Origin of the sequence: Paraburkholderia sp. DD10 (assembly GCF_049177125.1) — a bacterium.
In the GTDB taxonomy this organism is placed as follows: domain Bacteria; phylum Pseudomonadota; class Gammaproteobacteria; order Burkholderiales; family Burkholderiaceae; genus Paraburkholderia; species Paraburkholderia terricola.
The window spans coordinates 2,078,826-2,103,670 of the sequence record NZ_CP185393.1 but is presented as its reverse complement, the minus strand read 5'-3'; the positions used below and the strand labels follow the sequence as shown (position 1 = coordinate 2,103,670).

The window sequence follows — 24,845 nt, the reverse complement described above, 5'->3', positions numbered from 1 at the left end:
TCCCGGCTTCGCTGAAACGCAGCCGGCAGGTACGGCTACGTCCTCACAACGAAGAAGGAACGTGTATGGCCATCAAGCAAACCGGCGACATTGCCGCCCAGCGCCTGTCGCCCGAGCAGTTGGCGTGCGAGTTCTCCGACATCGCGCCCTTGCTCGACGCAAGCGCCGCAGCCGCGGCGGCGAGCCGCTGCCACTACTGCTACGACGCGCCATGCGTGAATGCGTGCCCGACGCGGATCGACATTCCCAGCTTCATCCGCAAGATCGGCAACGGCAATCTGAAGGGCGCGGCTGTCGATATCCTGTCTGCCAACCCGATGGGCGGCATGTGCGCGCGCGTCTGCCCGACCGAGATTCTTTGCGAGGGGGCTTGCGTGCGTAACCACCAGGACGCGAAGCCGGTGGCGATCGGCGCGCTGCAACGCCATGCGACCGATTGGGCGATGGCGCGCGGCGAGGTGCTGTTCAAGCGCGCGGCGGAAACAGGGCGGCACGTCGCGGTGGTCGGCGCGGGGCCGGCGGGGCTCGCGTGCGCGCATCGGCTCGCGCTCGCGGGGCATCGCGTCACCCTCTTCGACGCCCGCGCGAAAGCGGGCGGCCTCAACGAATACGGCATTGCCGCGTATAAAACCGTCGACGATTTCGCGCAGCGGGAAGTGGCGTGGCTGTGTTCGGTCGGCGGCATCGAGATCGAATACGGCGTGGCGCTCGGGCGTGACGTCACGCTCGACACGCTGCGCAAGAACCATGACGCCGTGTTTCTCGCGATCGGCCTGACCGGCGTGCGCGCGCTGGCGATGGAAGGCGAGGACCTGAGCGGCGTGATGAACGCGGTGGATTTCATCGAACAGGTGCGCGGCGCGAGCGATCTCGGCACGGTGCCGGTGGGCCGCCGCGTGGTCGTGATCGGCGGCGGCAATACGGCGGTGGACGCCGCCGTGCAGAGCCGCAAGCTCGGCGCGACCGCCGTGACGATGGCGTACCGGCGCGGCGTGGAAGCGATGAGCGCGACGTGGGCCGAGCGCGAGTTCGCGCAGACCAACGGCGTCACGCTCGTCACGCATGCGAGGCCGGTGCGGTTGATCGGCGAGGGCGGCGTCGTCACCGGTGTCGAATTCGAACGTACAGCGGACGAAGGCAATCAGGCGCAGGAGCGCTTCGTGGTCGAGGCCGACATGGTGCTCAAGGCGATCGGTCAAACGCTGGTTGCCGTGGGTATCGAACGGGAATTGCTGACGCTCGACGGCAGCCGCATCGCCGTCGATGCGAACGGGCAGACCTCGCTTGCAGGCGTCTGGGCGGGCGGCGATTGCGCGGCGACCGGCGGCGTGGATCTCACGGTGCAGGCGGTGCAGGACGGCAAGCTCGCCGCCGCGGCGATCGATGCGCAGTTCGCCCGCATGGCGATCAAGGCCGCCTAGCGGCGGCCGCGAAGCCACGCATCACACCAGACAAAAACAGCAGTCCCCAAGGAGCCGAACATGGCCGATCTGCGCTGTACGATTGCCGGCATCATCTCGCCGAATCCTTTCTGGCTCGCTTCCGCGCCGCCGACCGACAAAGCCTATAACGTGAACCGCGCGTTCGAAGCGGGCTGGGGCGGCGTGGTGTGGAAGACGCTCGGCCTCGACCCGCACGTCGTGAACGTCAGCTCGCGTTACGGCGCGGTGCAATGGAACGGCCAGCGCATCGCGGGCCTGAACAACATCGAACTGATCACGGACCGTCCGCTCGACGTCAATCTGCGCGAGATCGCGCAAGTCAAACGCGACTGGCCCGAGCGCGCGATGATCGTCTCGCTGATGGTGCCGTGCAACGAACGCGACTGGAAATGGATCCTGTCGCTCGTCGAGGACACCGGCGCCGACGCGGTGGAATTGAATTTCGGTTGTCCGCATGGCATGAGCGAACGCGGCATGGGCGCGGCGGTGGGCCAGGTGCCCGAGTACATCGAGATGGTCACGCGCTGGGTCAAGGAAGGCACGAAGCTGCCTTGCCTCGTGAAGCTCACGCCGAATATCAGCGACATTCGGCTCGGTTCGCGCGCGGCGTATCAAGGCGGCGCCGACGGCGTCTCGCTGATCAATACGATCAACTCGATCGTCGCGGTCGATCTGGACGCGATGTCGCCGTTGCCGATGGTCGATGGCAAAGGCACGCACGGCGGCTACTGCGGCCCGGCGGTGAAGCCGATCGCACTGAACATGGTCGCGGAAATCGCCCGCGACGTGGAAACGCCGAATCTGCCGATCTCCGGCATCGGCGGCATTTCGACGTGGCGCGACGCCGCCGAATTCATCGTGCTGGGCGCGGGAAGCGTGCAGGTCTGCACGGCGGCGATGCACTACGGGTTTCGCATCGTCTCCGATCTGGCCGATGGCCTTTCGAACTGGATGGACGAAAAAGGCTACGCGACGCTCGACGAGATTCGCGGCCGCGCGGTGCCGAACGTCACCGACTGGAAATACCTGAACCTCAAATACGACATCAAGGCGCGCATCGATCAGGACAAGTGCATTCAGTGCGGGCTGTGCCATATCGCCTGCGAGGACACCGCGCACCAGGCGATCATGAAAGAAAAAGATGGCGTCCGGCATTTTGAAGTGATGGACTCCGAGTGCGTCGGCTGCAATCTGTGCATGCACGTATGCCCGGTGGAGCAGTGCATCACGATGGAACGCGTGGACAACGGCGAGTACGCGAACTGGACCACGCATCCGAACAATCCCACGAGGGCGACGGCGCAAGAGAGCGACACATCGAGCGCGGCTGAAACCGCCGAACACGCGCAGGCTCATGCGGCCAAGGCGGCTTGAAACACGCAGTCCCCATCGAGGAAGCGCCTGTACTGAACCTGAGTGTCCCCAAAGACCCGACGCGCCACGAGAAGCCGCGCGGGCCCCAACGATCCAGTGGAGATCTTTCGATGAAGCAGACAGCGCATCCCGTCGATCCGCAGTTCGCGGCCGGCGCGCAGGGCAGCAGTCTTTACAACGACGACCTGGCGCCCACCGGCGTCGCGCAACGCACGTGGAGGTGGTATCACTTCGCCGCGCTGTGGGTCGGCATGGTGATGAACATCGCGTCGTACATGCTCGCCGCCGGCTTGACGGAAGAGGGCATGTCGCCCTGGCAGGCGGTGTTGACCGTGCTGCTCGGCAATCTGATCGTACTGGTGCCGATGCTGCTGATCGGTCACGCGGGCGCGAAGCACGGCATTCCGTACGCGGTGCTGGTGCGCTCGTCGTTCGGCACGCAGGGCGCGAAATTGCCGGCGATGCTGCGGGCGATCGTCGCGTGCGGCTGGTATGGGATTCAGACCTGGCTCGGCGGCAGCGCGATCTATACGCTGCTGAACATTCTCACCGGCAACGCGCTGCACGGCGCGGCATTGCCGTTTCTCGACATCTCGGCGGCGCAACTCGCGTGCTTTCTCGTGTTCTGGGCGCTGCAAATCTACTTCATCGTGCATGGCACCGATTCGATCCGCTGGCTCGAAAGCTGGTCCGCGCCGATCAAGATCGTGATGTGCATCGCGCTCGTGTGGTGGGCGACCTCGAAGGCGGGCGGGCTCGGTTCGATGTTGTCCGCGCCGTCGCAGTTCGTGCCGGGCGGCAAGAAAGAGGGCTTGTTCTGGGCGACGTTCTGGCCGGGCCTGACTGCGATGGTGGGCTTCTGGGCCACGCTCGCGCTGAATATTCCCGACTTCACGCGCTTCGCCAAAACGCAGCGCGACCAGATCATCGGCCAGTCGATCGGCTTGCCGGTGCCGATGGCTTTGCTCTCCGTGATTTCGGTGGTGGTGACGTCGGCGACCGTGGTGATCTATGGCAAGGCGATCTGGGATCCGATCGATCTGACGAGCCGCATGACCGGCATCGGCGTTGGCCTCGCGCTGATCATCCTGACGCTCGACACGATGTGCTGCAATCTGGCGGCGAATCTCGTCGGTCCGGCTTATGATTTTTCGAGCCTGTGGCCCAAGGGTATTTCGTATCGCGTCGGCGGCATGATTACCGCGACCATCGCGATCGTGATGATGCCGTGGAAGATTCTCGCCACCACCCAAGGCTATATCTTCACGTGGCTGGTCGGCTATTCGGCGTTGCTCGGTCCGGTGGCGGGCATTCTGATGGTCGACTACTTCCTGATTCGCGGCACGCGGCTGGACCCGCGAGAATTGTTCGACGAGCATGGCGAATACAGTTATACGGGCGGTTGGAATATCGGTGCGGTGGTCGCCTTGGTCATCGGCGTGCTGCCGAATTTGCCGGGCTTCCTGCACACCGCGTTTCCCGCGGCGTTTCCGAACGTGCCGGCGATCTTCAATACGCTCTACACGTATGCATGGTTTGTGGGACTCGCGCTGGCGTCGATCGTGTACAGCGCGTGGATGAAGCTGAGCAAGGGAACCAGCGCGCGCGTGGCGAGCGCATGAACAGCCGCGCGCTCGAACGAAGTACGCGGCATGAAACCAGCAATGAGGAGGCGGCAACATGACGACCCTGATTCGCGGCGGGACCATCATCGACGCGCAGAACACGTATCGCGCGGACGTGTTGTGCGCGGACCCGCAGGACGGCGGCACGATCCTGCAAATCGGCGCGGACCTGGAGGCGCCGGCGGGCGCGACGATCGTCGATGCCGGCGGGCAATACGTGATGCCCGGCGGCATCGATCCGCACACCCATATGGAACTGCCGTTCATGGGCACGACGGCAAGCGACGATTTCTACACCGGCACGGCCGCGGGTTTGTCGGGCGGCACGACGAGCATCATCGACTTCGTGATTCCGAGCCCGAAGCAACCGTTGATGGATGCGTTCAACGCGTGGCGCGGCTGGGCCGAAAAAGCCTCGGCCGACTACGGATTTCACGTCGCGGTGACGTGGTGGGACGAGTCGGTGCATCGCGACATGGGCACGCTGGTGCATGACCATGGCGTGTCGAGCTTCAAGCATTTCATGGCCTACAAGAACGCGATCATGGCCGACGACGAAGTGCTGGTGAACAGCTTCTCGCGTTCGCTCGAACTCGGCGCGCTGCCTACCGTGCATGCGGAAAACGGTGAACTGGTGTTTCAGTTGCAGCGTCAGTTGCTGGCGAAAGGCTTGACGGGACCGGAGGCGCATCCCTTGTCGCGGCCGCCCGAGGTGGAGGGCGAGGCGGCCAATCGCGCGATCCGCATCGCGCAGGTGCTGGGCGTGCCGGTGTATATCGTGCACGTGTCCGCGAAAGACGCGGTCGATGCGATTGCCCGCGCGCGCAGCGAGGGCCTGCGCGTGTTCGGTGAAGTGCTGCCGGGCCACCTGGTGATCGACGAGGCCGTGTATCGCGATCCCGACTGGACCCGCGCCGCCGCGCACGTGATGAGCCCGCCGTTCCGCTCGGCCGAGCATCGCGAGGCATTGTGGCGCGGTCTGCAAGCCGGCCAGTTGCATACCACGGCGACCGATCACTGCGTGTTCTGCGCGTCGCAGAAGGCAATGGGCCGCGAGGACTTCACGAAGATCCCGAACGGTTGCGGCGGCGTGGAGGATCGCATGGCCGTGCTGTGGCATCACGGTGTGAATTCAGGACGTCTCACGCCGAATGAATTCGTGCGCATCACGTCGACGAACGCCGCGCAGATTTTCAACCTGTATCCGCGCAAGGGCGCGGTCCAGGTCGGCGCGGACGCCGACCTCGTGGTGTGGGACCCGAATGCGAGCAAGACGATCTCGGTCAAGACGCATCATCAGAACGTCGACTTCAACGTATTCGAAGGCATGACGGTGCAGGGCGTGGCGATGCATACGCTCACGCGCGGCGCGCTCGCGTGGACCGACGGCGAACTACGCGCGGTGCGCGGCGCGGGGCGCTACCTGAAGCGCCCGCCGAACCCGGCGTATTTCGAGGCGATTCGCGTGGCCAACAAGTTGAAGGAACCGCATCGCGTGGAGCGCTAGATTCTTGCCCATCGCACGACGGGCGGCCTTCGGCGCAGCCCGTTTCTCAATGCCGCGCGTTCGCCGCGGCAGCACCTCGCCCGCGTTTTCCCCGATGGCGCGCGGCATGCGTTCCATGTTGCGATGCATGCCGCGTTCGCCCTATCTGCTGTAGAGTGGAATTCCATGTCGCACCGGAGGCCGCCGCTGTCCGCTTAGCACGCGTGCGCATATTGATCGCAAACCTGATCCTTTGTAAAAAGGCGGACCGTTTGCTACAGTCCGCCCACTCCGCCCGGCGCGACCCAGGCGGGAATCTGTCGAACAAGACCATGCAACCGACGTAGCAAACTTTACGGAGCCACCTGATGAAGTCGATTCGTTCCATCCTGCTGATCGCGCTGTTTCAAGCGGTGGCCGTGAGCTCCGCGTTCGCCGCCGATGAACTCGCGCGAATCAAATCCGCCGGCGTGTTCAAGATCGGCACTGAAGGCACCTATGCGCCGTTCACGTATCACGACGAATCGGGCAACCTGACCGGCTTCGACGTGGAGATCGGCACGGCGATCGCGCAGCGCCTCGGCGTCAAGCCGCAATTCGTCGAAGGCAAATGGGACGGCCTGATCGCCGGCCTCGATGTGAACCGCTACGACGCCGTGATCAACGAAGTGGCCGTCACCGAGGCGCGCAAGGCCAAATACGATTTCTCCGACCCGTACATCACGTCGCACGCGGCGCTGATCGTGCGTTCGGACAACAGCGCGATCAAGAATTTCGACGACCTGAAGGGCAAGAAATCCGCCAACACGCTGACCAGCAACTTCGGCAAGATCGCGGCGGCGCATGGCGCGGAAGTGATTCCCGTGCAGGGCTTCAACGAATCGATCGACCTGCTGACCTCGGGCCGCGTGGATGCGACCGTCAACGATTCGCTGTCGTTCCTCGACTTCAAGAAGCACAAGCCGGATGCGAAGGTGAAGATCGCCGCGCTCGATACCTCGCCGGATAGCAGCGACAAATCCGCGGTGCTGATCCGCAAGGGCAACCCGGAGTTGCAGGCGGCGATCAACAAGGCGCTCGCCGAGATCAAGAAAGACGGCACCTACGCGAAACTCTCGCAGAAGTATTTCGGCAAGGACGTCTCCCAATAAACACCACCTGCGAGTCTGAATCATGCCGGCATGGTTGGAACTGATGGCGCACTCGCTGAGGCCCCTGCTGTACGCGGGGCTCGTCTTTACCGTGCCGCTCACGCTGGCATCGTTCGGCATCGGCCTCGCGCTCGCGTTCGTCGTCGCACTGGTCCGGCTGTTCGGGCCGAAGTGGGCGATCGCGATCGTGCGCTTTTACGTGTGGCTCTTTCGGGGCTCGCCGCTGCTCGTGCAACTGTTCGTGATCTTCTACGGCTTGCCGAACGTGGGCATCGTGCTCGACCCGTTGACGGCGGCGATCATCGGCTTTTCGCTGAACGTCGGCGCGTATAACTCCGAAGTGATACGCGGGGTGATCGAGTCGATTCCGAAAGGGCAGTGGGAGGCGGCGTATTCGATGGGGATGACGCGCGAGCAGGCGCTGCGTCGCGCGATCCTGCCGCAAGCGGCGCGCGTGGCGCTGCCGCCGCTCTCCAATTCGTTTATCGCGCTGGTGAAGGACACGTCATTGGCCGCGGTGCTGACCGTGCCCGAGGTGTTTCAGGCCGCGCAGCGGATCGCTTCGGTGACTTACGAGCCGCTGATTCTTTATACCGAGGCCGCGCTGGTTTATCTGGTCTTCAGTTCGGTGCTGTCGTCGGCGCAAGTCAAACTCGAGCGCAAGTTCGGCCGCCATGCACTTTTTCAGGCGGGCAACTGATGATCCGACTGGAGAAAATCGACAAGTACTTCGCCGAACATCGCGTGCTCAGTTCGGTGGATCTTCAACTTGCGTCGGGTAACGTCACCGCGTTGATCGGCCCGTCGGGCAGCGGCAAGAGTACCTTGCTGCGCTGCGTGAACCTGCTCGAAATTCCCGAGGCCGGTTCGCTCGAACTCGGCGATCAACGGCTCGAATTCAGCCGTGAGCGCAAACCCTCGCGCGAAACGGTGCTGACGATTCGCCGCCGCACGGGCATGGTGTTTCAGAACTTCCAACTGTTTCCGCATCTGACGGTGCGCCAGAACGTGATGGAAGGGCTCTTGACCGTGCTGAAGTGGGACAAGGAAAAAGCGCATGCACGCGCGGACGAGTTGCTGGACAAAGTCGGCATCGCGCACAAGGCGGATGTCTGGCCGGCGACGCTGTCGGGCGGGCAACAGCAGCGTGTGGCGATTGCGCGGGCGTTGGCGCCGTCGCCGGAAGTGCTGTTGTGCGACGAGCCCACGTCGGCGCTCGATCCCGGTCTCGCGGCCGAGGTCGTCGAAGTGCTCAAGCAACTCGCCGCCGAGGGCATGACGATGTTGATGGCGACGCACGACTTGCGGCTCGCCGCGACGATCGCGCGCGACGTGGTGTTTCTGAATAACGGCGTGGTGGTAGAGGCCGGCCCGTCGCGCGATATTTTCATGCAACCGCGCGAGCCGGAAACCGCGCGTTTCGTATCGACGCTGACGCACAGCTTGCCGGACGCATGGACCGAATAAGAGTGGACGTGAAGCGATAGACCTGAGAGAAAACTGGGAGAGAAACAATTCGCCCGGCAAGCCGTGAAGCTTGCCGGGCGAATTTTTTTAGCGTCGAGGAAAGGGCGTCAATCAGCCGTTGCGGTTTCGTCGTTCATCGCGGCTTCAAAGAACTGCGCTTGCGCGGCGCCGTTCGCTCGCGCGTAGGCACGATTCACACCGCTGATCACGGCTCGAATGGACGCGGTCACCAGATTCGCGTCGATGCCGACGCCGAACGCGCTGCCCGCAATGTCGTTGCCGGCCATTTCGGCAATCGCAATCGCCCTGGCGTCGGCGCCTTGGGTCAGCGCGCGCTCTTCGTAATGCTGGATTCGCACCGGCACGCCCATCGCGTGCATCAATGCGTCGAGGGGACCGTTGCCCGCGCCGTTCAGTACGCGCCGCTGGCCGTTCACGTCGACGGTCAGCGTGATTCGCGCGCCATTGCCCTGTTCGGACAGGCTATGTCCGATATAGCGCACGGGCGCATGGCTCTCGACGTACTCCTGCTGGAACAGGGCCCAGATTTGCGAAGGCGTGACTTCTTGCCCGCTGTCGTCGGAAAACCGCTGCACCGCCGAGCTGAAATCCACCTGCAAGCGGCGCGGCAACACCACGCCGTAACCCTGTTCGAGCAGGTACGCAATGCCGCCCTTGCCCGACTGGCTATTGACTCGAATCACCGAATCGTAAGTGCGGCCGAGATCGCTCGGATCGATCGGCATATAGGGCACTTCCCAGACCGCGTCCGGTTTCTGCACGGCAAGGCCCTTCTTGATCGCGTCCTGATGCGAGCCCGAGAAAGCGGTGAACACCAGATCGCCGACATACGGATGCCGCGGATGCACCGGCAACTGCGTGCATTCCTCGGCCGTGCGCGCGACTTCGTTGATGTTCGAGAAGTCGAGTCCCGGATCGACGCCTTGCGTGTACAGATTCAACGCGAGCGTGACGAGGTCGACGTTGCCGGTGCGTTCGCCGTTGCCGAACAAGCAGCCTTCGATTCGATCCGCGCCCGCCATGACGGCGAGTTCGGCGGCCGCCACCGCGGTGCCGCGGTCGTTGTGCGGATGCACCGATACGATCAACGCATCGCGGCGCGCGAGATTGCGATGCATCCACTCGATCTGATCGGCGTAGACGTTCGGCGTCGACATTTCGACGGTGGCGGGGAGATTGACGATCGCCTTGTGTTCCGGCGTCGGTTGCCAGATCTCGAACACGGCGTCGCATACTTCCTTCGCGAATTCGAGTTCGGTGCCGCTGAACACTTCCGGGCTGTATTGCAGCGTGAAGTGCGTTTCCGGCGCGGCGTCGGCGAGACGCTTCATCGTGCGCGCGGCGTTTTGCGCGAGTTCCTTCACGCCGCTCTGGTCGAGGCCGAATACGATGCGGCGGAATTCCGGCGCCGTGGCGTTGTACAGATGGACGATCGCGCGCGGCGCGCCGCGCAAGGATTCGAAGGTGCGCTCGATGAGATCGTCGCGGGCTTGCGTCAACACTTCAATGGTGACGTCGTCGGGAATGTGGCCGCCTTCGATCAGCTCGCGCACGAAATTGAAATCGGTTTGCGACGCGGACGGAAACGCGACTTCGATTTCCTTGAAGCCGATCTGTACTAACGTCTTGAACATGCGCATCTTGCGCTCGGCGTTCATCGGCTCGAACAAGGCCTGATTGCCGTCGCGCAGGTCGGTGCTCATCCAGATCGGCGCACGCGTGATGCTGCGCGACGGCCACTGACGGTCCGTCAAATCGATCGGCTTGAACGCGTGGTATTTGCTAGCGGGGTTTTTCAACATTTTCATCATCCGTGGGTTCGACAAGCGGGTGGTCGACCGGACGACGAAAAGACAAAGCATGCCGCCGGTCGGAAACCGGGGCTGGGTCAGTTACTGGGGAATCAAGCGGTGCTTCGGTGTATCAGATGGAAGCGCGCAGCAGCAGACCTAGCCCGGTAGAGCGGGCTAGTAGTAGCGAGGAGGTGGTCTGGGCGCGGTACATAGGGCGCAATGGGAACATATTATTGGGACGACGTCAAGCGCCGCGTGCTCGCCGTCTGCTCGATCAACGCGCCGGTTTGCAGCCGATCTGTAAGCTACAATTGCCGACGGTTTGAAAAACGGAACATCAATGAAGATTCGGATTCTCTCCCTCGCTTGCGTCATGACCGCTGCCGCGCTGCTGGCGGCCTGCACTGCCGTCTACAAGAACTCGGACGCATGCGAGCGGTTGATGCGAAGCAAGCTGGCCGAGAAGTCGTCGGATACGCTGAAAATCGCCAATCGGGGCGTTGGCATCGACGGCTCACGGGTGGTGGTGGAAGGCTCGATCGAGCACGTTCCGACGGCTTCGGAAGTGGCCGCCGTGGCTGCTTCATCCGTGGGTGCGGGTTCTGCAGCCTCAGCGGTGTCCGCTGGCGGCGCATCCGGCGTATCAGGTGCTGACGCGTTGTCGCTCAAACCCGCCAAGCCGAAAAAGGTCGTGCAGCCGGCGGCTGCGGAATGCACGTTCCACGGTTCGACGTTGAATGCGTTCAACTGGCTCGCGCCGGCCAGGCTGGCCGCGTCGGCCGATGAAAACCACGGCGAAGCCGCGCAATAACGTTTTTCGCCGCGCTCGGCGCGCAAGCGAGCGCTCTGCCGGGAAGTGCATCGAGCACATCGAGCCGCGCCCGCTTGCACGGCATGATCTCGACTAGCCTGAACCGTACCTCAAGCCATCGCCTCCGCGCGGTGGCTTTTGCTTTTGGTTTCGCGCATCAGCTTCAGCACGCTTTCGCCGAATGCCTGCGGCCGTCCTTCGAAGCAACGCTGCACGGCGTGCGTGTCGAGTAGCCGCTGGCGCAGTGCGATGCGTTCATCATGCCGGTCGATCATCCGCAGCGCCGCGGTGATGTAATCCTCGACGCTGGCGGTCGTGGCCCACGACGGCATGCCCGTGCGCTCGAAGAGCGCGCCGTCGATTCGTTCGAACACTTCCGGACCACGTTTGCACACGCCGGGCAAACCGAGCGTGAGCGCGTCGACAATGCCGTTGGTATTGCCGAACGGAAAGGGGCTGAGAAACAGATCGGATTGGTTGACGCGTGTCAGATAGTCCGCGTAATCATGAAAGCCGTGCACGACGGCGCGCGGCAGCACGCGGCCGATCACGTCGCGCATCCGGTCGAGCTGCAGGCCGGACGGCACGCCGCTCATGAAATGAAACTCGACCGGCGTGGCGGCGCGTTCGCCGATCTCACGGCAAGTATCGAGAAAGACGGGGTTGAGCTTCATCGCGCTTGCCGTGATGATCACCTCCACCATTTCGCGGCGCGGCGGAATTTGCGCGACGATGTCCGGCAGCGACACCGACGGACGGTACGGCTGGCCGTCTTTCGGCAGCATCATCAGGCGTTCGCTGAAGCAGGCCGGGTCGCCGACGTAGTCTTCCTCGACGCTGACGTAGTCGATCTTGTCGGAATGCGTGGTGGCCGGGTGGCCGAGTCCGGCGATCTGCAACGGCGCAACCCGCAGGTTCGACATGAACACGGTCAGCACGAACATGCCCACGCTCGGCATGTAGAGCACGTCCGGCTTCTCGGCCTCGGCGAAGTCGCGGATCGTGCGCAGGCATTCGCCGATGTAGTCCGGGTCCTCGAGTTCGATGAAGCGGTCGAAAACGGCCCGCCCGACGTCGTCGACAGCGTAGCCCAAGCCGAAGCCCACCACCTCGAAATGCTCGCGCGCGGCCTCGATCGTGCGTGAGTGCGTGCGGTAGATCGAATGAGCGCCGCCGAACCATTCCAGCACGACGATCATCAGCGGTTTCTTGCCGCGCCGCGCGCCGCTCTTCGCGGGCGACGGCTTCGGCGCCTGAAGATCGGTCAGACCCAACTGGTCGAGCTTGCGGCGCACCAGCACGTTGATGTCGCGCTTGAGTTCATGACGACGCGGCGTATTCGCGTAGCTGCAGAACATGTATGCGTTGTGCAGCAAGGCCGTGGGCAGGTCGTCGAGGTCGTCGATCTGCCGCAGCTTGCCGGGCAGCCATTCGATCAATGCTTCACGCTTGATGTGCGCGCTTGACGAGCCCTTGAAGTTTGGCGCCAGCAGGACAAGGGCGAGACTCGCGGCGAGTTTTTTGTCGTACGCCCATAGCGCGCCGAAGTTCAGTTCCAGTTCGGAGTCGGTCGAATAAAGCACGCATAGCTTTTCGATGAACGTGTCGCCGGCGAAAAATTCCGGGTTGTCCGGGCCGCGCGGATTCAGGTGACAGGTCACGTGGTCGGCGGTGCCGAACGCCGTGGCCGAGAACACGACGCCGACCCATTCATGAAGCGTGAGAAACAATCTGAAGCAGTCGTTCGGCAGTTTGAAGCCGGGGTCCGCGAACAACGTCGACGTCGCGCTCGCCAGGCGGGTGCAGAAGCGCACGCGCTGCTCGGCGGGAGAGAGGTCGGCGATGCCCGAGGCGAGAAAACTTTCGTCCAGCTTGCCGCGCTTGTGCTGAAGGAGCGCGAGCGCGGAAAGTAGCTGCAGCGAGGCTTTCACATGCTGCCGTGTGTAGACGAGCTGCTCGAAATGATCGAGCGAAAAAGTGGCTTCTTCCATCGTTTAACTATTCTAGGATATGTATGACTAATCATCTTGGAAAGATGGCGGGTCGCGGGTTTGGATTATGCCGGCCGATAATTGCCACATTTGATCGATGTCCGAATTAGGGAATTTTCCGCGTAAAAAGAAGCCCGCTTTAGAAGGCGTAGTACGGACCCGGCCCGGCCGATGTCGCGCGCGATGCGATCGCGGTGTAGACGCGCCGTCCGAAAAAGAACGGCAGGCCCCAGCCGAAGCCGCTGCTGGCGATGCCCGCGAGATTGTTGAAGGCGTTGTTCGACGACGCGAACAATGCGCTCGAGTTGCCGATTGAGAACGACGTGGGAGTCGCGGCGCCATTCGTGCCGATAATCGAGGCGCTCGCGGTTTGCGTCGAACTCGGGCAGTACCAGTAGCCGCACTGCGGCAACTGCGTATTGCGAAAAAAGAGACCGTTGGAGCCGCTGTCGATATAGCTTTGCGAGTAACTCTGGCCGCCGCTCGTGGTGACCACGTAGCCCGTCTGCGAATTCGCCTTGACGATGCTCGCGCTGCCGAGCGTGTTGTTCGCCTGGGTGCCGATGCCGAAGATCATCGAGCCCGATACGGTGGGCGCGCCTGCGTCGGGTATCGCCGGCAGATCGATCACCACGCCGTTGTTGTCGAGCGCGAAGCGGCTGACCGGATTGGTCACTTGCCGCACGAGGGCCTGGGCGCTCGCGAGGCACGCGCCGCTCGCGTCGCAACTGTAATACCAGCGGGGCAACGCGCTACTGACGCAGCCGCCGCCGCAGTCGGTCGCGAACAGGCCCACGCCGAGAATGCCGTTGGAGCGCAGGCCGTCGACGGTCATCATCGCCCGGCCCGAGCCCGTGCAGTCGGTCGGCACGGTGGGCAGCGCCGGATCGGCGATCAACTGAAGCGGAATCGACTCGGCCAGTTGGCTGGCCATGCGCACGTCCGCGCTGCGCACCGCACCCCACGTGTACCCGCCGCCGAACACCGCGCACTCGCCCGCGATCCCGTTGCCCGAAGGCACCACCGGGAGCGACAGTGTCGCCGGCAACGCGGAGGCGAGAATCCGCAGGCCATGCGAGCCGGTGTCGACCTGAATGTTGTCGATGGTCGCGCAATTGCCGGTGCCGGGCTGGCAGACGGTGACGCTCGTCGTCAGCATGTTGCGCGTGAGAAGCGGCGCGGTAGTGACCATGATCGGGTGGACATTCGGCACGTTCGACTGCGGCACGGACGTGCCCGCATCGGAAGCCGGAGACGGCGCCGCGCCGCCCGGCGCGCTGGCGGCGCCGGGGCTGCCGGCCGGGGCGGCGGAGGCTGACGGGCTGCCGCCGTCTCCGCCGCCGCCGCAACCGGCGAGTGCGATGCAGACGAGGAGCAGGGCGCTGACGTGAGAGAAGGTCTTCATGGCGTGGTGGCGATCGATCGTCGAGGCGGTTTTCGGATGGTTTGTGTGCTTCAGCGGATGTCGTCGGCGGCGACGCCGGGCGGCAAGGCCGCCGGCAGCCATGCGCGTCCCACGTAGCCGCGCATCGGGCCGCCCGATTCGACGACCACGTCCGCCCGCACCACCCGCGAAGCGTGCAGATTGCCGTCGGGCGGCAGCGCGGCGGCGCCGTTCAGGTAGGAGCCGGCGTACTTGCCGAGCAGCGCGCGCAGATTCGGCATGGTTGGACCTTCCCACGCGTAGGCGATGATCTGGCCGGTGTTCGTCGCGTATTCGTTGATAGTGGTATTGCCGGCGTCGGTCGATGTGCGAAGGCGCAGCGCGCCGTTCAGCAATGTTTTCGGCGCTGCTCCGGTCGAATTCGCGGCGAGGGGCATCGCGCCGCCTAGTTGGGCCTGCGCATCGGCACTGGCGCACAGCACGATGAACGCCATCGCCAAAGTGGTGAAGGTCGGGGAAAAACGGGGATTTCGCATGGCTGTCCGTCTCGCGATGGGTGCGTTGGAGTTTTATTGAGATCTCCATTTCAAGATAACACTCAGGTTTCCTGATCGTTATCTGGCGTGACGTTGCGCGCTTCACGCAATCCCAAAATGGTCAGTCATGTGAGCGGGAAGTGTCTTTTAGATCAATGATCTGACAGACAGAAGGAGCGCGTCCTACAAGCGATTGGGAAATGTTGTCAACTGTTAAACGCGGCGTGCACGAGCGCTTCCCGGGACCGTGGAGCGACGGCTTTTCTTGCGCGGCGGGATTTCGGCGAGGCGCAATCCCGCGCACGTCAAATGGCTTGCCGCGATGGCTTCGGCGCGCGTCGCGGGTCGCCCGATTCACGCGCCAACCCCGGTTTTTGCACACGGCTCGCCGGGATCGGTAAAATGTTGGGTTGATCCACGGAAACTTGCCGTGGCGTAGCGGAAGGATTCCCCGAACATGACTGATCTTCGTCTTACCAAGCGGTTTGCAGTAATGCTGATGGCAGGCGGGCTGGTCGCCGGCTGCGGCACCTCGTCGCCGACCAAAATCGACTACAAGAGCGACTCGAAGTCCAGGCAAGTGTCACTTGCCGTACCGCCGAACATGATCGACGAGACGCCCGATCAGCGTTCCTTGCCCCCGCAAGGCGGCGAAACCTCGTTGTCCACGCTCAAGCAGGTCCGGGCGCAAGCGCCGGCGGACAATGCCGTGGCTGTCGTGCCGCCGGTCAAGGGCATGCATATCCAGCGCGACGGCACCGAAAGCTGGCTCGTGATCGACAACAAGGCGCCCGCACAGGCGTGGCCGCAGATCCGCCGCTTCTGGCAGGAACAGGGCTTCCTGCTGGTGGTCGACCAACGCGACAAGGGCGTGATGGAGACCGACTGGAACGAAACGCACGCGCAGATCAACGACGGCCTGATCCGCAGCACGCTGTCCAAGGCAATGGGCAACAGCTACGTCACGTCGGAGCGCAACAAGTACCGCACGCGTCTCGAAGCCGCGCCGAACGGCGGCACCTATGTGTTCGTCAGCCAGAAGGGCATGCGCGAGGCGCTTACCGGCACGAATAACGATTCGAGCAAGTGGGAACCCAAGCCGAACGATCCGGGCCTCGAGCAGGAATATCTGAAGCGGCTGATGGCGGCGCTCGCGCTGGCCGATTCGCGCGCGCAAGGCGGCGGTACGCAAAGCGCCGAGGTTTCGCCGGCCGGCGCGCAAACCGCGCCGGGCGCGGCCACGGCGGGCGCGAAGTCGGCGGCCGCGGCTACGGCGGCGCAAAACGTCGCGCTGTCGGCGCAGCAGCCGGTGCGCGACCCGGATTCGGCGAACGCGCCGTCGCAGCTCGCCTCCAGCGAATTGACGCTCGGCGAGCCGTATGACCGTGCATGGTTGCGCGTGGGGCTCGCGCTGGATCGCAGCAACTTCACCGTCGACGATCGCGATCTGACGCGTGGGCTGTACTTCGTGCGCTACGTCGATCCGAAGGATATGACGTCGGCGGAGCAGGGCTTCTGGAGCCAGGTCTTCCACGGCAAGAAGGAAAAGGTGGCCAAGCAGTATCTGGTGAACGTCCGCGCGATCACGCCCAACGAGACCCGCGTGGCCGTGGTCGACGACAAGGGCAATATCCAGGACGGCCCGCAGGCCAATCAGATCATGAGTCTGATGGCCGATCAGTTGCGCTGAGCGAAGCCGCGGCAGGCAAACGCGCCTAAATGAAAACCCGCCCGGAACCATTCCGGGCGGGTTTTTTTATGCGCGCTTTTTGTCGCGTTCGAGCGGTAACGGCGAATTCGGTCGGCATGCCGGCGGCGCGGCGTTTAGAGGTGGGACCAGCGCGCGGCGGCGGGTTCGCCCCGCACCGCCCAAAGAGTTGATGCCGGCCCGATGACGGCCTGCGCATGCACGGCCCCGGTGACCCCCGTCGTCTATCTTCGTAGGGCGACGGTTTCGCCCGCACTCAGTGGAGTGCGGGCTACTGTTGATGCTTTAGTTCGGTCCCCGCGTGCGGAGCCGGACGGACGGATCAGGGAGAAGCAGCGCCCCCGGAACGCATCGCGCCAAACGCCGCTCAGGTGTCGGCGCGTCGTGTGCCGATCCACGGCAGGCGTTTAATCACGCCGGTGGCGAGGGCGGTGCCCACCAGAATCACCCCGCAGCCTTCCAGCATGCCCGGCGACACGCCTTCGCCGAGAAACAGCGCGCCCCACAAAATGCCGAAGATCGGAATCACGAAGGTCACGGTGATCGCGCGCGCCGGTCCCGCCACCGCAATCAAATGAAAGAACAGCATATAAGCGACGCCGGTACACGCGACCCCGAGCGCAAGCACCGCGCCCCATGCCTGCAGCGAGACCGGCGCGGCCGGCCAGTAGATGACGGCAAGGGGCAGCAATACGATGGTCGCGCCGGTCATCGTGCCGGTGGCGACGGTCAGCGCGTCGACGCCGGTCAGGTGGCGCTTCGTGTAGTTGGCGGCAATGCCATACAGCAAGGTTGCGCCGAGCGCCGCGCCGGCCGCGAGCGCGGTGCTGAGCGGCGTGGCCGCCGAGCCGTTCGGCGTGACGATCTGATCCCAGACGAGCATCAATACGCCCAGAAAGCCGATCACGAGGCCGAGCGTGCGCAGCGCGCTCAGGCGATCACGCAGCCAGAGAAAGGCGACCAGCGCGCCCCACAGCGGCGTGGTCGCGTTGATCACCGACGTGACGCCCGCCGACAACGTCAACTCGGCATACGCGAACAGGCAGAACGGCGCCGCCGAATTCAGAACCCCGACCACCAGCAGCGGAAAGGCGCGGGTGCGCAGGATCGTCGCCGATTGAGCCAGCGGCCGCCGAGCGATCAGCACGAGCACTAGAAAGACCGCGCCGATGCCGACGCGCAGCGCCATCAACGGCGCGACGCCGAAGTCGGTCACGCCGACGCGAATGAACAGAAACGATGCGCCCCACAGGGCGGCGAGGATAAGCAACTGCAGCAGGTTTTTAGTATTCATCGGGAGGGCGCCGGGCGCGGTTGAGTCGAGACGTCAATGCATCCTAGCAGCGCAATCGCGCGAAACGTTTCATGCTGGAATGAAACGGCAAGATTCGGGAATAAAGGCGTCTGACGGACGTCATCGTAAGCGCCGTGGCGGACGCGCGCCAAGCGAGCAATTTTCACGCTGATGTGAGAAAAATTGCGACTTCGACCATGCACAGGGAGGCACCCGACGCCTCGCACCGCGCATTCGTTCAGTGATGGTAGCCGCGTCCGCCGCGATGCCCGCCCCAACCCCAGCCGAAGCCGATCGACAGCGAAGGCGCGTACCAGCCTGGGTAGCCGTATCCGTAATAGGCGGGATACGCAGGATACACAGGCGCCGGATAGTAAGCGGGATAAGCCGGCGCGACGTACACGGGCGGCTGGGCGACCACATAGGCGGGCGGCGAACTGGGCGGTCCGGCCTGCCCCTGTTGCGCCGGCTCGGTCTGTTGCGGCTGGCTGGCCGAGTCGCCGACGGTGCCGAGCGGCACTTCGCGTTGCGCCATCGTGGCCGGCACTGTCGCGTAGTACGGGTAGTACGCCGGATAGTAGCCGTAGGGGTAATAGCAACCGGATAACGCCAGCGCACACGCGGCGGCGCCGAGCGCGAGTCCCGTTCGCGGAAGACGGAACAGGCTGCGCGGCGGCCGCTGGCCGATCGCACCGAGAGGATTAGTGACGCGGGACTTCATGACGCGCTCCTGGTTTGCATCCGACGCCCCCGTTCGGGGCGTAACGCCATGAGCTTACGCTGCCCACGCGATAACCGGATTGCGAAACCGTAACGGCGTATTTCGCCTCGTTGCTGCGAGGCGATGTGACGAAGCGGCTTGACTGGAGACGACGCTCGTCTCCTCAAAAGCGCTTCGCAAATCAGACGCGGGCGGATTCTTCAGCCCCGCCCGCGTTCAACCCAAGCCATTTACTCGACGCACAAGCGTCGCTCACTTGCCAACCTGGTTGCCAATCACGCCGCCGACTGCCGCGCCGCCCAGTGTCGACAGCGCGTTGCCGCCGATCGCCGCGCCCGCGACGCCGCCCACGCCCGCGCCGATTGCCGTATCCCGTTGACGCGTGGTCATGCCTTCACACGCGGTGAGGCTCGCGACGACCGCGACAATGGTTGCGAAGGTGCCCATCCGACGAATCGTTTTCATGATGTCTACTCCCCTGACTGAGGTCCGAAACGAATTTCGAAGCCGTTATTCGGAAATGAACGGTTCTCCCCGTCCTTGCATTTGATCTTATCGCCGCAGCCCGTATCCAGATGTGTGCGCTTGTCAGCGGACTGCCGGTTTCGTAATCAAATGTTTCCCCATGTCCAGCATGACGCGTGCCTGCTGCGCGCGCCAATGCAAAAGCCCGCCAGCGGCGGGCTTCGATGCTGCGATGCAGCGCGTCGATGCAGGGAACGACGCGCGCGCCGCTCCCTCTGTTCCTCGACGCTTACTGCCGCTGATAAATCTCAGCGCCTTTCTTCATGAACTCGATCGACTTCACTTCCATGCCTTTCTTCAGCGCTTCGTCGTCGGTGACGCCTTGCTGCGCCGCGAATTCGCGCACGTCCTGCGTGATCTTCATCGAACAGAAGTGCGGGCCGCACATCGAACAGAAGTGCGCGACCTTGGCCGAGTCCTTCGGCAGCGTTTCATCGTGGAATTCGCGCGCCTTGTCCGGATCGAGACCGAGGTTGAACTGATCTTCCCAGCGGAATTCGAAGCGCGCCTTCGACAACGCGTTGTCGCGCACCTGCGCGCCCGGATGGCCCTTCGCCAGATCGGCGGCGTGCGCGGCGAGCTTGTACGTGATGATGCCGGTCTTCACGTCGTCCTTGTTCGGCAACCCGAGGTGTTCCTTCGGGGTGACGTAGCAAAGCATGGCGGTGCCGAACCAGCCGATCATCGCCGCGCCGATGCCCGACGTGATGTGGTCGTAGCCGGGCGCGATGTCGGTGGTCAACGGTCCGAGCGTGTAGAACGGCGCTTCGTCGCACCATTCCAGTTGCAGGTCCATGTTCTCCTTGATCAGCTGCATCGGCACGTGGCCGGGGCCTTCGATCATCGTCTGCACGTCGTGCTTCCACGCGATCTGCGTGAGTTCGCCGAGCGTCTTGAGTTCGCCCAGTTGCGCTTCGTCGTTCGCGTCGTAGATCGAGCCGGGACGCAGGCCGTCGCCAAGCGAGAAGGCCACGTCGTACGCCTTCATGATTTCGCAGATGTCTTCGAAATGCTCGTACAGGAAGCTTTCCTTGTGATGCGCGAGGCACCACTTCGCCATGATCGAGCCGCCGCGCGAGACGATGCCCGTCATGCGCTTGGCCGTGAGCGGCACGTATTGCAGACGCACGCCCGCATGGATCGTGAAGTAGTCGACGCCTTGCTCGGCCTGCTCGATCAGCGTGTCGCGGAAGATTTCCCAGGTCAGATCCTCGGCCTTGCCGTTGACCTTTTCCAGCGCCTGATAGATCGGCACCGTGCCGATCGGCACCGGCGAGTTGCGGATGATCCACTCGCGCGTTTCGTGAATGTGCTTGCCGGTGGACAGATCCATCACCGTGTCGCCGCCCCAGCGGATCGCCCACGTCATCTTGTCGACTTCCTCGCCGATCGACGACGTCACCGCCGAGTTGCCGATGTTCGCATTCACCTTCACGAGGAAGTTGCGGCCGATGATCATCGGCTCGCTTTCCGGGTGATTGATGTTGTTCGGAATGATCGCGCGGCCGCGGGCGACTTCCTCGCGCACGAATTCAGGCGTGATCTCCTTCAGACCGTCGGGGCCGAACGCGCTCGCGCCGAACGCCTGGCCCGGATGCTGGCGGCCCATCATCGCGGCGAGTTTTTCGCCGTTCGGGCCGCTCGTCTTCAGGCTTTCCAGATAGGCGGCGCGCTGCTGGTTCTCGCGAATCGCGATGTATTCCATTTCCGGCGTGATGATGCCGCGACGCGCGTAGTGCATCTGCGACACGTTGGCGCCCGCCTTGGCGCGGCGCGGCGTGCGGTGCAGGCCCTGGAAGCGCAACTCGGCGGTGGCGGGATCGGCGGCGCGTTCGCGGCCGTAGTCGCTCGTGAGACCGGTCAGCGCTTCGGTGTCGCCGCGCTCTTCGATCCAGGCTTGACGCAGCGCGGGCAGACCGGCGCGGATGTCGATCTTCGCCTCAGGATCGGAGTAGGGGCCCGACGTATCGTAGACATAGACCGGCGGATTTTTCTCGCCGCCGAAACTGTCCGGCGTATCGGCCTGGGAGATCTCACGCATCGGCACGCGGATGTCGGGCCGCGAGCCGGTCACGTAGACCTTGCGCGAATTCGGCAGCGGGGCGACAGCGGCGGCATCGACGTGGGCGTCGGCGGAAAGGAACTTCGGATTGGCGTTCATGCTTATCTCCTGTGTCGACCAGAGTTGGCGCTGGTCCCATGCAAGGCAATGTGGGGCCGCTAAGCAGGAGATGAGATGAATGTCGTCGGAAATCGCGAGAAATGAAACCAGACCCGCTGCGAAATCCGTACGCTTCCCTGCGCTGGCATTATCCAGATCAGGTTCAAAGGGTATTTCTCACCCACGCAACACGGACCTCCAACCTCCGTGCGACGCAGGACCCCCGCGTTAGCAGCGCACACAATACACTGCGCGAGCGCTGCTTGGCAACCGTCTCGATAATTCGAACGCCGGTCGCCGGCGTACTATTCCATCAAGACCGCGGCGCGGCCGGACATGATGCGGCGCAACAGTGGCGCCTCGCACGCGTGCCGCTTACAACATGAAATCACAACGTGAAATCGTCGGCGGCTTCCGGTTGAAACAGGATTTTGTCGAGCTTCAGCACCTTCGGCGTGCCGCTCGGCGGCGTGAAGCTGATGCGTTCGCCGCGTTTGGCGCCGAGCAAGGCAAGTCCGACCGGCGAGAACACGTTCAGGCGGCCCTGCGCGAAGTCCGCATTGGGCGGATAGACGACGGTCCAGGTCATGTGCTCGCCAGTGCTTTCGTCGATCAGCGTGGCTTGCGAATTCATCGTGACCACGTTGGCGGGAATCTCGCGGGCGTCGACGATCACCGCGCGTTCCAGCACGTCGTCGAGCATGTCCTGCATTTTCGCGTCGGCGCCCGGCGCGGCCGCATGCTTCTCGAGACGGGCGACGTCGAGTTCGGTGAGGTAACAGGTTTTCGTCTTTTTCATGACGGGTGCTCCAATTCAATTCAATCTGCAGGTGAGGGGACAGCGTGCGGATGAGATCGGCCCGGAGCCCGACGATGCGGCTCCGGTATAGGAGGGAGCAGCGTTAGATCGGGCGCCGGGCGGCGGGAAGCGGGAGCGTTCGGGACGGCTCGCCGGCATGGCACCGTGCGACGTCCGCGCGCGCGCACCCGGTCGCGCCGCGGCGGCGCAAACGGGTGAAGGCACGGTAAGTCGGAAAGCGCATGAGAGTAGCCGGCAAGGTCGAAAGAAAGAGGTTCGCACAAGCGCCGCAAGACAGGGAACCGGCGCGATGGAAGACCCATGTTAGCACGGGCCATGCGCCCCTCAGTCTCTCAATTCGATGTCGGGCGATGCGCGGCGTCAGACAAAAAAATTCAAAACGGGGTGTCATAACCCACCGCATCGTTCGACAAACGTGCAGACCCTGTTGGCGCACGTCATGCAAACCTTCCGCCGCGCGGCAAGCCGCGGAACTCGCCGCTTGCCGTTGATCGCGCCGCGGCCTTCGTTCACGGAGAATCTCATGGCAACTTCTCATGCATTGCGCGAAAGCGCGCCGCCCGCCAAGCCGCAAAGCGGCGCGATTCATCCGCTGTGGGTGCGCGTCACGCATTGGCTCAACGCACTCGCGGCCATCGTGATGATGCTCTCCGGCTGGCGCATCTACAACGCCTCGCCGATGTTTCCGGGCTTTCGTTTCGCGCCGGAAATCACGCTCGGCGGCTGGCTCGGCGGCGCGCTCCAATGGCATTTCGCGGCGATGTGGCTGCTGGTCTTCAACGGTCTCTTGTATCTCGCGCTGAATCTCGCGAGCGGGCGCTTCGTGCGCAAGTTCCTGCCGATCTCGCCGCGCGCCGTGCTGCACGACCTCATCGCCGCGCTGACCGGCAAGCTCTCGCACGCCGATCTGCGCGTCTATAACGCGGTGCAGAAATTCGCCTACCTGTTCGTCGTTTGCGACCTGATCGTGCTGGTGCTGTCGGGCCTCGCGATCTGGAAGTCGGTGCAGTTTCCGCTGCTGCGCGAACTGATGGGCGGCTACGACAACGCACGCATCGTCCACTTCTTCGCGATGTCGCTGATGGCGGCGTTCATCGTCGTGCATCTGGCGATGGTGGCGCTCGTGCCGCGCTCGCTCGTCGCCATGCTGCGCGGACGTTGAGCCGCTTACGCCAAGCCCGAGGATACCGAATCATGAACAAGCCCAATCCAGAATCCGCTCGGCCGACCGGCCAACGGCTCGACCGCGAGTCGATCCTGATCGACGCCCGGCGCGAACTCGCGATGCCCTCGCGGCGCCTCTTCGGCAAACGGCTGCTGACGCTCGGCGGTTTGTCGATGCTGACCGGCTGCTCGCTGACCGACGACGAATCGGTCAACACGTTCCTCACGGCCGTATCGCGCCTGAACGATCGCGCGCAAGCCGCGCTGTTCGATCCGAAGCAGCTTGCGCCGACCTACACCGAAGCGCAGATCACCCGGCCGTTTCCGTTCAACGCGTACTACGGCATCGACGAAGTGCCCGAGGTCGACGGCGCCGGCTACAAGCTGAAGATCAGCGGACTCGTGACCGGTCAGCGCGTCTGGAGCTTGCCCGAGCTGTATGCGCTGCCGCATGCGGAGCAGATCACGCGGCACATTTGCGTGGAAGGGTGGAGCGCGATCGGCCGCTGGGGCGGCACGCCGTTCGCCGATTTTCTGCGGCGCATCGGCGCGGACACCAGCGCGAAATACGTCGGCTTCAAATGCGCCGACGACTACTACGAAAGCATCGACATGCCGACCGCGCTGCATCCGCAAACGCTCCTCACGTTCGAATACGACGGCGAGCGTCTGCCCGCGAAATACGGCTTCCCGATGAAGCTGCGCATGCCGACCAAGCTCGGCTACAAGAATCCGAAGCACATCGTCGAGATGTTCGTCACCAACACGTATCCTGGCGGCTATTGGGTCGACCAGGGCTACAACTGGTTCGGAGGCTCCTGACGCGCGCGGGTCGCCGCATGCCGCATCCCGATGCGCGACCCCAGGCGGCAGAAGCTTCGGAAACACGCCGGCATGAGCAAGGCGCCGGCTCTATTCATTCACGACAACGGAGTCACCCCATGAAGAAGTTTGCAATCGCAGCAATCGCCGTCGCTTTCCTGACCAGCGGCGGCGCGGCGTTCGCGCAGGCAAGCGGCGCGATGTCCAACGATTCGATGTCGCACGACGCGATGTCGAAGGATTCCATGTCCAAGGACGGCATGAAGAAGGACGGCATGAAGAAGAAGCACGACAAGATGAAAAAGGACGGCGACGCGATGGGCATGAAGCACGAAGCGTCCGGCGCAATGGCGAACTGAGCGCGCTGTTCGATGCCCGCCGCATAGCCCGAAAGGGCTTGGGGCGCGCGCGCTGAAAGCCGGGGAAACGTCCCCGGCTTTTTTGTTGCGGGCACGCAAAAATTACGATTCTTTCGCACGGCGCGGTGGGCGCTTACTGCATAATGCGATGCGCGCCCAACATTGGACGCGTGTCAGCCGTGGAGCGATT

The 24,845-nt window shown here is 63.7% G+C and carries 21 protein-coding genes and 1 riboswitch; of the genes, 12 read left to right on the top strand and 9 right to left on the bottom strand.

The features are described 5' to 3' along the window. The first annotated feature begins 65 nt into the window (after nucleotides 1–65). The 7 genes from ACOCG7_RS24650 to ACOCG7_RS24620 all read left to right on the top strand — a co-directional run bounded on the left by ACOCG7_RS24650 (nucleotide 66) and on the right by ACOCG7_RS24620 (nucleotide 8,545). The gene (locus tag ACOCG7_RS24650) at nucleotides 66–1,421 is read left to right on the top strand and encodes an NAD(P)-dependent oxidoreductase (protein WP_244744867.1); all 1,356 of its coding nucleotides are present in this window, start codon (nucleotides 66–68) and stop codon (nucleotides 1,419–1,421) included. 60 nt (nucleotides 1,422–1,481) lie between these two features. After that, a complete protein-coding gene (gene preA, locus ACOCG7_RS24645; RefSeq protein WP_421377725.1) occupies nucleotides 1,482–2,816 on the top strand; it encodes an NAD-dependent dihydropyrimidine dehydrogenase subunit PreA in 1,335 nt (444 codons plus the stop codon). Between the two features lie 110 nt (nucleotides 2,817–2,926). After that, the gene (locus ACOCG7_RS24640; protein ID WP_073430524.1) at nucleotides 2,927–4,438 is read left to right on the top strand and encodes an NCS1 family nucleobase:cation symporter-1; all 1,512 of its coding nucleotides are present in this window, start codon (nucleotides 2,927–2,929) and stop codon (nucleotides 4,436–4,438) included. Between the two features lie 58 nt (nucleotides 4,439–4,496). Beyond that, a complete protein-coding gene (gene hydA / locus ACOCG7_RS24635; protein WP_073430523.1) occupies nucleotides 4,497–5,948 on the top strand; it encodes a dihydropyrimidinase in 1,452 nt (483 codons plus the stop codon). Nucleotides 5,949–6,295: 347 nt separating this feature from the next. Then, entirely contained in the window at nucleotides 6,296–7,078 is a 783-nt protein-coding gene (locus tag ACOCG7_RS24630) for an amino acid ABC transporter substrate-binding protein (RefSeq protein ID WP_073430522.1), read from the top strand. 22 nt (nucleotides 7,079–7,100) lie between these two features. Further along, nucleotides 7,101–7,778: an amino acid ABC transporter permease gene (locus tag ACOCG7_RS24625; RefSeq protein ID WP_083084094.1), complete on the top strand. Its 678-nt coding sequence runs from the start codon at nucleotides 7,101–7,103 to the stop codon at nucleotides 7,776–7,778. Further along, the gene (locus ACOCG7_RS24620; protein ID WP_244744869.1) at nucleotides 7,778–8,545 is read left to right on the top strand and encodes an amino acid ABC transporter ATP-binding protein; all 768 of its coding nucleotides are present in this window, start codon (nucleotides 7,778–7,780) and stop codon (nucleotides 8,543–8,545) included. The genes ACOCG7_RS24625 and ACOCG7_RS24620 overlap by 1 nt, the downstream gene beginning before the upstream one ends. Before the next feature lie 107 nt (nucleotides 8,546–8,652). Here ACOCG7_RS24620 and leuA read toward each other — a convergent pair whose 3' ends face one another. Next, nucleotides 8,653–10,368, bottom strand: coding sequence for a 2-isopropylmalate synthase (gene leuA, locus ACOCG7_RS24615; protein ID WP_244744870.1), 1,716 nt, complete (start codon nucleotides 10,366–10,368; stop codon nucleotides 8,653–8,655). Nucleotides 10,369–10,699: 331 nt separating this feature from the next. Here leuA and ACOCG7_RS24610 point away from each other — a divergent pair, with 331 nt between their 5' ends. Next, entirely contained in the window at nucleotides 10,700–11,170 is a 471-nt protein-coding gene (locus ACOCG7_RS24610; protein ID WP_244744871.1) for a hypothetical protein, read from the top strand. Between the two features lie 110 nt (nucleotides 11,171–11,280). Here ACOCG7_RS24610 and ACOCG7_RS24605 read toward each other — a convergent pair whose 3' ends face one another. From ACOCG7_RS24605 to ACOCG7_RS24595, 3 genes are all read right to left on the bottom strand, one after another. Next, the gene (locus ACOCG7_RS24605) at nucleotides 11,281–13,161 is read right to left on the bottom strand and encodes a glycosyl transferase family 1 (protein ID WP_244744872.1); all 1,881 of its coding nucleotides are present in this window, start codon (nucleotides 13,159–13,161) and stop codon (nucleotides 11,281–11,283) included. Between the two features lie 139 nt (nucleotides 13,162–13,300). After that, nucleotides 13,301–14,566 (bottom strand): DUF3443 domain-containing protein, encoded by a 1,266-nt coding sequence (locus tag ACOCG7_RS24600; protein WP_244744874.1) that lies wholly within the window; start codon nucleotides 14,564–14,566, stop codon nucleotides 13,301–13,303. Between the two features lie 50 nt (nucleotides 14,567–14,616). Further along, entirely contained in the window at nucleotides 14,617–15,081 is a 465-nt protein-coding gene (locus ACOCG7_RS24595; protein WP_244744875.1) for a DUF2844 domain-containing protein, read from the bottom strand. Between the two features lie 457 nt (nucleotides 15,082–15,538). On the opposite strand from ACOCG7_RS24595, the gene bamC reads away from it, so the two are divergent. Continuing rightward, entirely contained in the window at nucleotides 15,539–16,771 is a 1,233-nt protein-coding gene (bamC, locus tag ACOCG7_RS24590) for an outer membrane protein assembly factor BamC (RefSeq protein ID WP_073430515.1), read from the top strand. Between the two features lie 385 nt (nucleotides 16,772–17,156). On the opposite strand, the gene ACOCG7_RS24585 is transcribed toward bamC, so the two are convergent. The 5 genes from ACOCG7_RS24585 to ACOCG7_RS24565 form a co-directional block, all read right to left on the bottom strand. After that, on the bottom strand, nucleotides 17,157–18,083 hold the full coding sequence (locus tag ACOCG7_RS24585; protein WP_244744876.1) for a DMT family transporter: 927 nt from the start codon (nucleotides 18,081–18,083) through the stop codon (nucleotides 17,157–17,159). A gap of 238 nt (nucleotides 18,084–18,321) precedes the next feature. Further along, nucleotides 18,322–18,804 (bottom strand): hypothetical protein, encoded by a 483-nt coding sequence (locus ACOCG7_RS24580; RefSeq protein ID WP_073430513.1) that lies wholly within the window; start codon nucleotides 18,802–18,804, stop codon nucleotides 18,322–18,324. Nucleotides 18,805–19,056: 252 nt separating this feature from the next. Further along, on the bottom strand, nucleotides 19,057–19,269 hold the full coding sequence (locus tag ACOCG7_RS24575; protein ID WP_073430512.1) for a glycine zipper 2TM domain-containing protein: 213 nt from the start codon (nucleotides 19,267–19,269) through the stop codon (nucleotides 19,057–19,059). 289 nt (nucleotides 19,270–19,558) lie between these two features. After that, nucleotides 19,559–21,490 carry a phosphomethylpyrimidine synthase ThiC gene (thiC, locus tag ACOCG7_RS24570; protein ID WP_244744877.1) on the bottom strand — a complete coding sequence of 644 codons (1,932 nt, stop codon included), beginning with the start codon at nucleotides 21,488–21,490 and terminating at the stop codon, nucleotides 19,559–19,561. A 116-nt stretch (nucleotides 21,491–21,606) separates the two neighbouring features. After that, nucleotides 21,607–21,725: riboswitch (TPP riboswitch) on the bottom strand. A gap of 153 nt (nucleotides 21,726–21,878) precedes the next feature. Continuing rightward, nucleotides 21,879–22,289, bottom strand: a complete 411-nt coding sequence (locus ACOCG7_RS24565) for a GreA/GreB family elongation factor (protein ID WP_073430510.1) — start codon at nucleotides 22,287–22,289, stop codon at nucleotides 21,879–21,881. Nucleotides 22,290–22,833: 544 nt separating this feature from the next. Here ACOCG7_RS24565 and ACOCG7_RS24560 point away from each other — a divergent pair. The 3 genes from ACOCG7_RS24560 (at nucleotide 22,834) to ACOCG7_RS24550 (ending at nucleotide 24,655) form a co-directional block, all read left to right on the top strand. Beyond that, nucleotides 22,834–23,472: a cytochrome b/b6 domain-containing protein gene (locus tag ACOCG7_RS24560; protein WP_244744878.1), complete on the top strand. Its 639-nt coding sequence runs from the start codon at nucleotides 22,834–22,836 to the stop codon at nucleotides 23,470–23,472. A gap of 32 nt (nucleotides 23,473–23,504) precedes the next feature. Continuing rightward, nucleotides 23,505–24,296 (top strand): molybdopterin-dependent oxidoreductase, encoded by a 792-nt coding sequence (locus ACOCG7_RS24555; RefSeq protein WP_083084082.1) that lies wholly within the window; start codon nucleotides 23,505–23,507, stop codon nucleotides 24,294–24,296. A gap of 119 nt (nucleotides 24,297–24,415) precedes the next feature. Next, nucleotides 24,416–24,655 carry a pentapeptide MXKDX repeat protein gene (locus ACOCG7_RS24550; RefSeq protein WP_073430508.1) on the top strand — a complete coding sequence of 80 codons (240 nt, stop codon included), beginning with the start codon at nucleotides 24,416–24,418 and terminating at the stop codon, nucleotides 24,653–24,655. Nucleotides 24,656–24,845: the final 190 nt, after the last annotated feature.

Coding starts and splice junctions, on each gene's coding strand:
- ACOCG7_RS24550 (WP_073430508.1), top strand. CDS start 24,416: ATGAAGAAGTTTGCAATCGCAGCAATCGCCGTCGCTTTCCTGACCAGC.
- ACOCG7_RS24640 (WP_073430524.1), top strand. CDS start 2,927: ATGAAGCAGACAGCGCATCCCGTCGATCCGCAGTTCGCGGCCGGCGCG.
- ACOCG7_RS24580 (WP_073430513.1), bottom strand. CDS start 18,804: ATGAAGTCCCGCGTCACTAATCCTCTCGGTGCGATCGGCCAGCGGCCG.
- ACOCG7_RS24585 (WP_244744876.1), bottom strand. CDS start 18,083: ATGAATACTAAAAACCTGCTGCAGTTGCTTATCCTCGCCGCCCTGTGG.
- ACOCG7_RS24650 (WP_244744867.1), top strand. CDS start 66: ATGGCCATCAAGCAAACCGGCGACATTGCCGCCCAGCGCCTGTCGCCC.
- preA (WP_421377725.1), top strand. CDS start 1,482: ATGGCCGATCTGCGCTGTACGATTGCCGGCATCATCTCGCCGAATCCT.
- ACOCG7_RS24575 (WP_073430512.1), bottom strand. CDS start 19,269: ATGAAAACGATTCGTCGGATGGGCACCTTCGCAACCATTGTCGCGGTC.
- ACOCG7_RS24605 (WP_244744872.1), bottom strand. CDS start 13,161: ATGGAAGAAGCCACTTTTTCGCTCGATCATTTCGAGCAGCTCGTCTAC.
- ACOCG7_RS24610 (WP_244744871.1), top strand. CDS start 10,700: ATGAAGATTCGGATTCTCTCCCTCGCTTGCGTCATGACCGCTGCCGCG.
- thiC (WP_244744877.1), bottom strand. CDS start 21,490: ATGAACGCCAATCCGAAGTTCCTTTCCGCCGACGCCCACGTCGATGCC.
- leuA (WP_244744870.1), bottom strand. CDS start 10,368: ATGTTGAAAAACCCCGCTAGCAAATACCACGCGTTCAAGCCGATCGAT.
- ACOCG7_RS24630 (WP_073430522.1), top strand. CDS start 6,296: ATGAAGTCGATTCGTTCCATCCTGCTGATCGCGCTGTTTCAAGCGGTG.
- hydA (WP_073430523.1), top strand. CDS start 4,497: ATGACGACCCTGATTCGCGGCGGGACCATCATCGACGCGCAGAACACG.
- ACOCG7_RS24595 (WP_244744875.1), bottom strand. CDS start 15,081: ATGCGAAATCCCCGTTTTTCCCCGACCTTCACCACTTTGGCGATGGCG.
- ACOCG7_RS24565 (WP_073430510.1), bottom strand. CDS start 22,289: ATGAAAAAGACGAAAACCTGTTACCTCACCGAACTCGACGTCGCCCGT.
- ACOCG7_RS24600 (WP_244744874.1), bottom strand. CDS start 14,566: ATGAAGACCTTCTCTCACGTCAGCGCCCTGCTCCTCGTCTGCATCGCA.
- ACOCG7_RS24625 (WP_083084094.1), top strand. CDS start 7,101: ATGCCGGCATGGTTGGAACTGATGGCGCACTCGCTGAGGCCCCTGCTG.
- ACOCG7_RS24555 (WP_083084082.1), top strand. CDS start 23,505: ATGAACAAGCCCAATCCAGAATCCGCTCGGCCGACCGGCCAACGGCTC.
- ACOCG7_RS24560 (WP_244744878.1), top strand. CDS start 22,834: ATGGCAACTTCTCATGCATTGCGCGAAAGCGCGCCGCCCGCCAAGCCG.
- bamC (WP_073430515.1), top strand. CDS start 15,539: ATGACTGATCTTCGTCTTACCAAGCGGTTTGCAGTAATGCTGATGGCA.
- ACOCG7_RS24620 (WP_244744869.1), top strand. CDS start 7,778: ATGATCCGACTGGAGAAAATCGACAAGTACTTCGCCGAACATCGCGTG.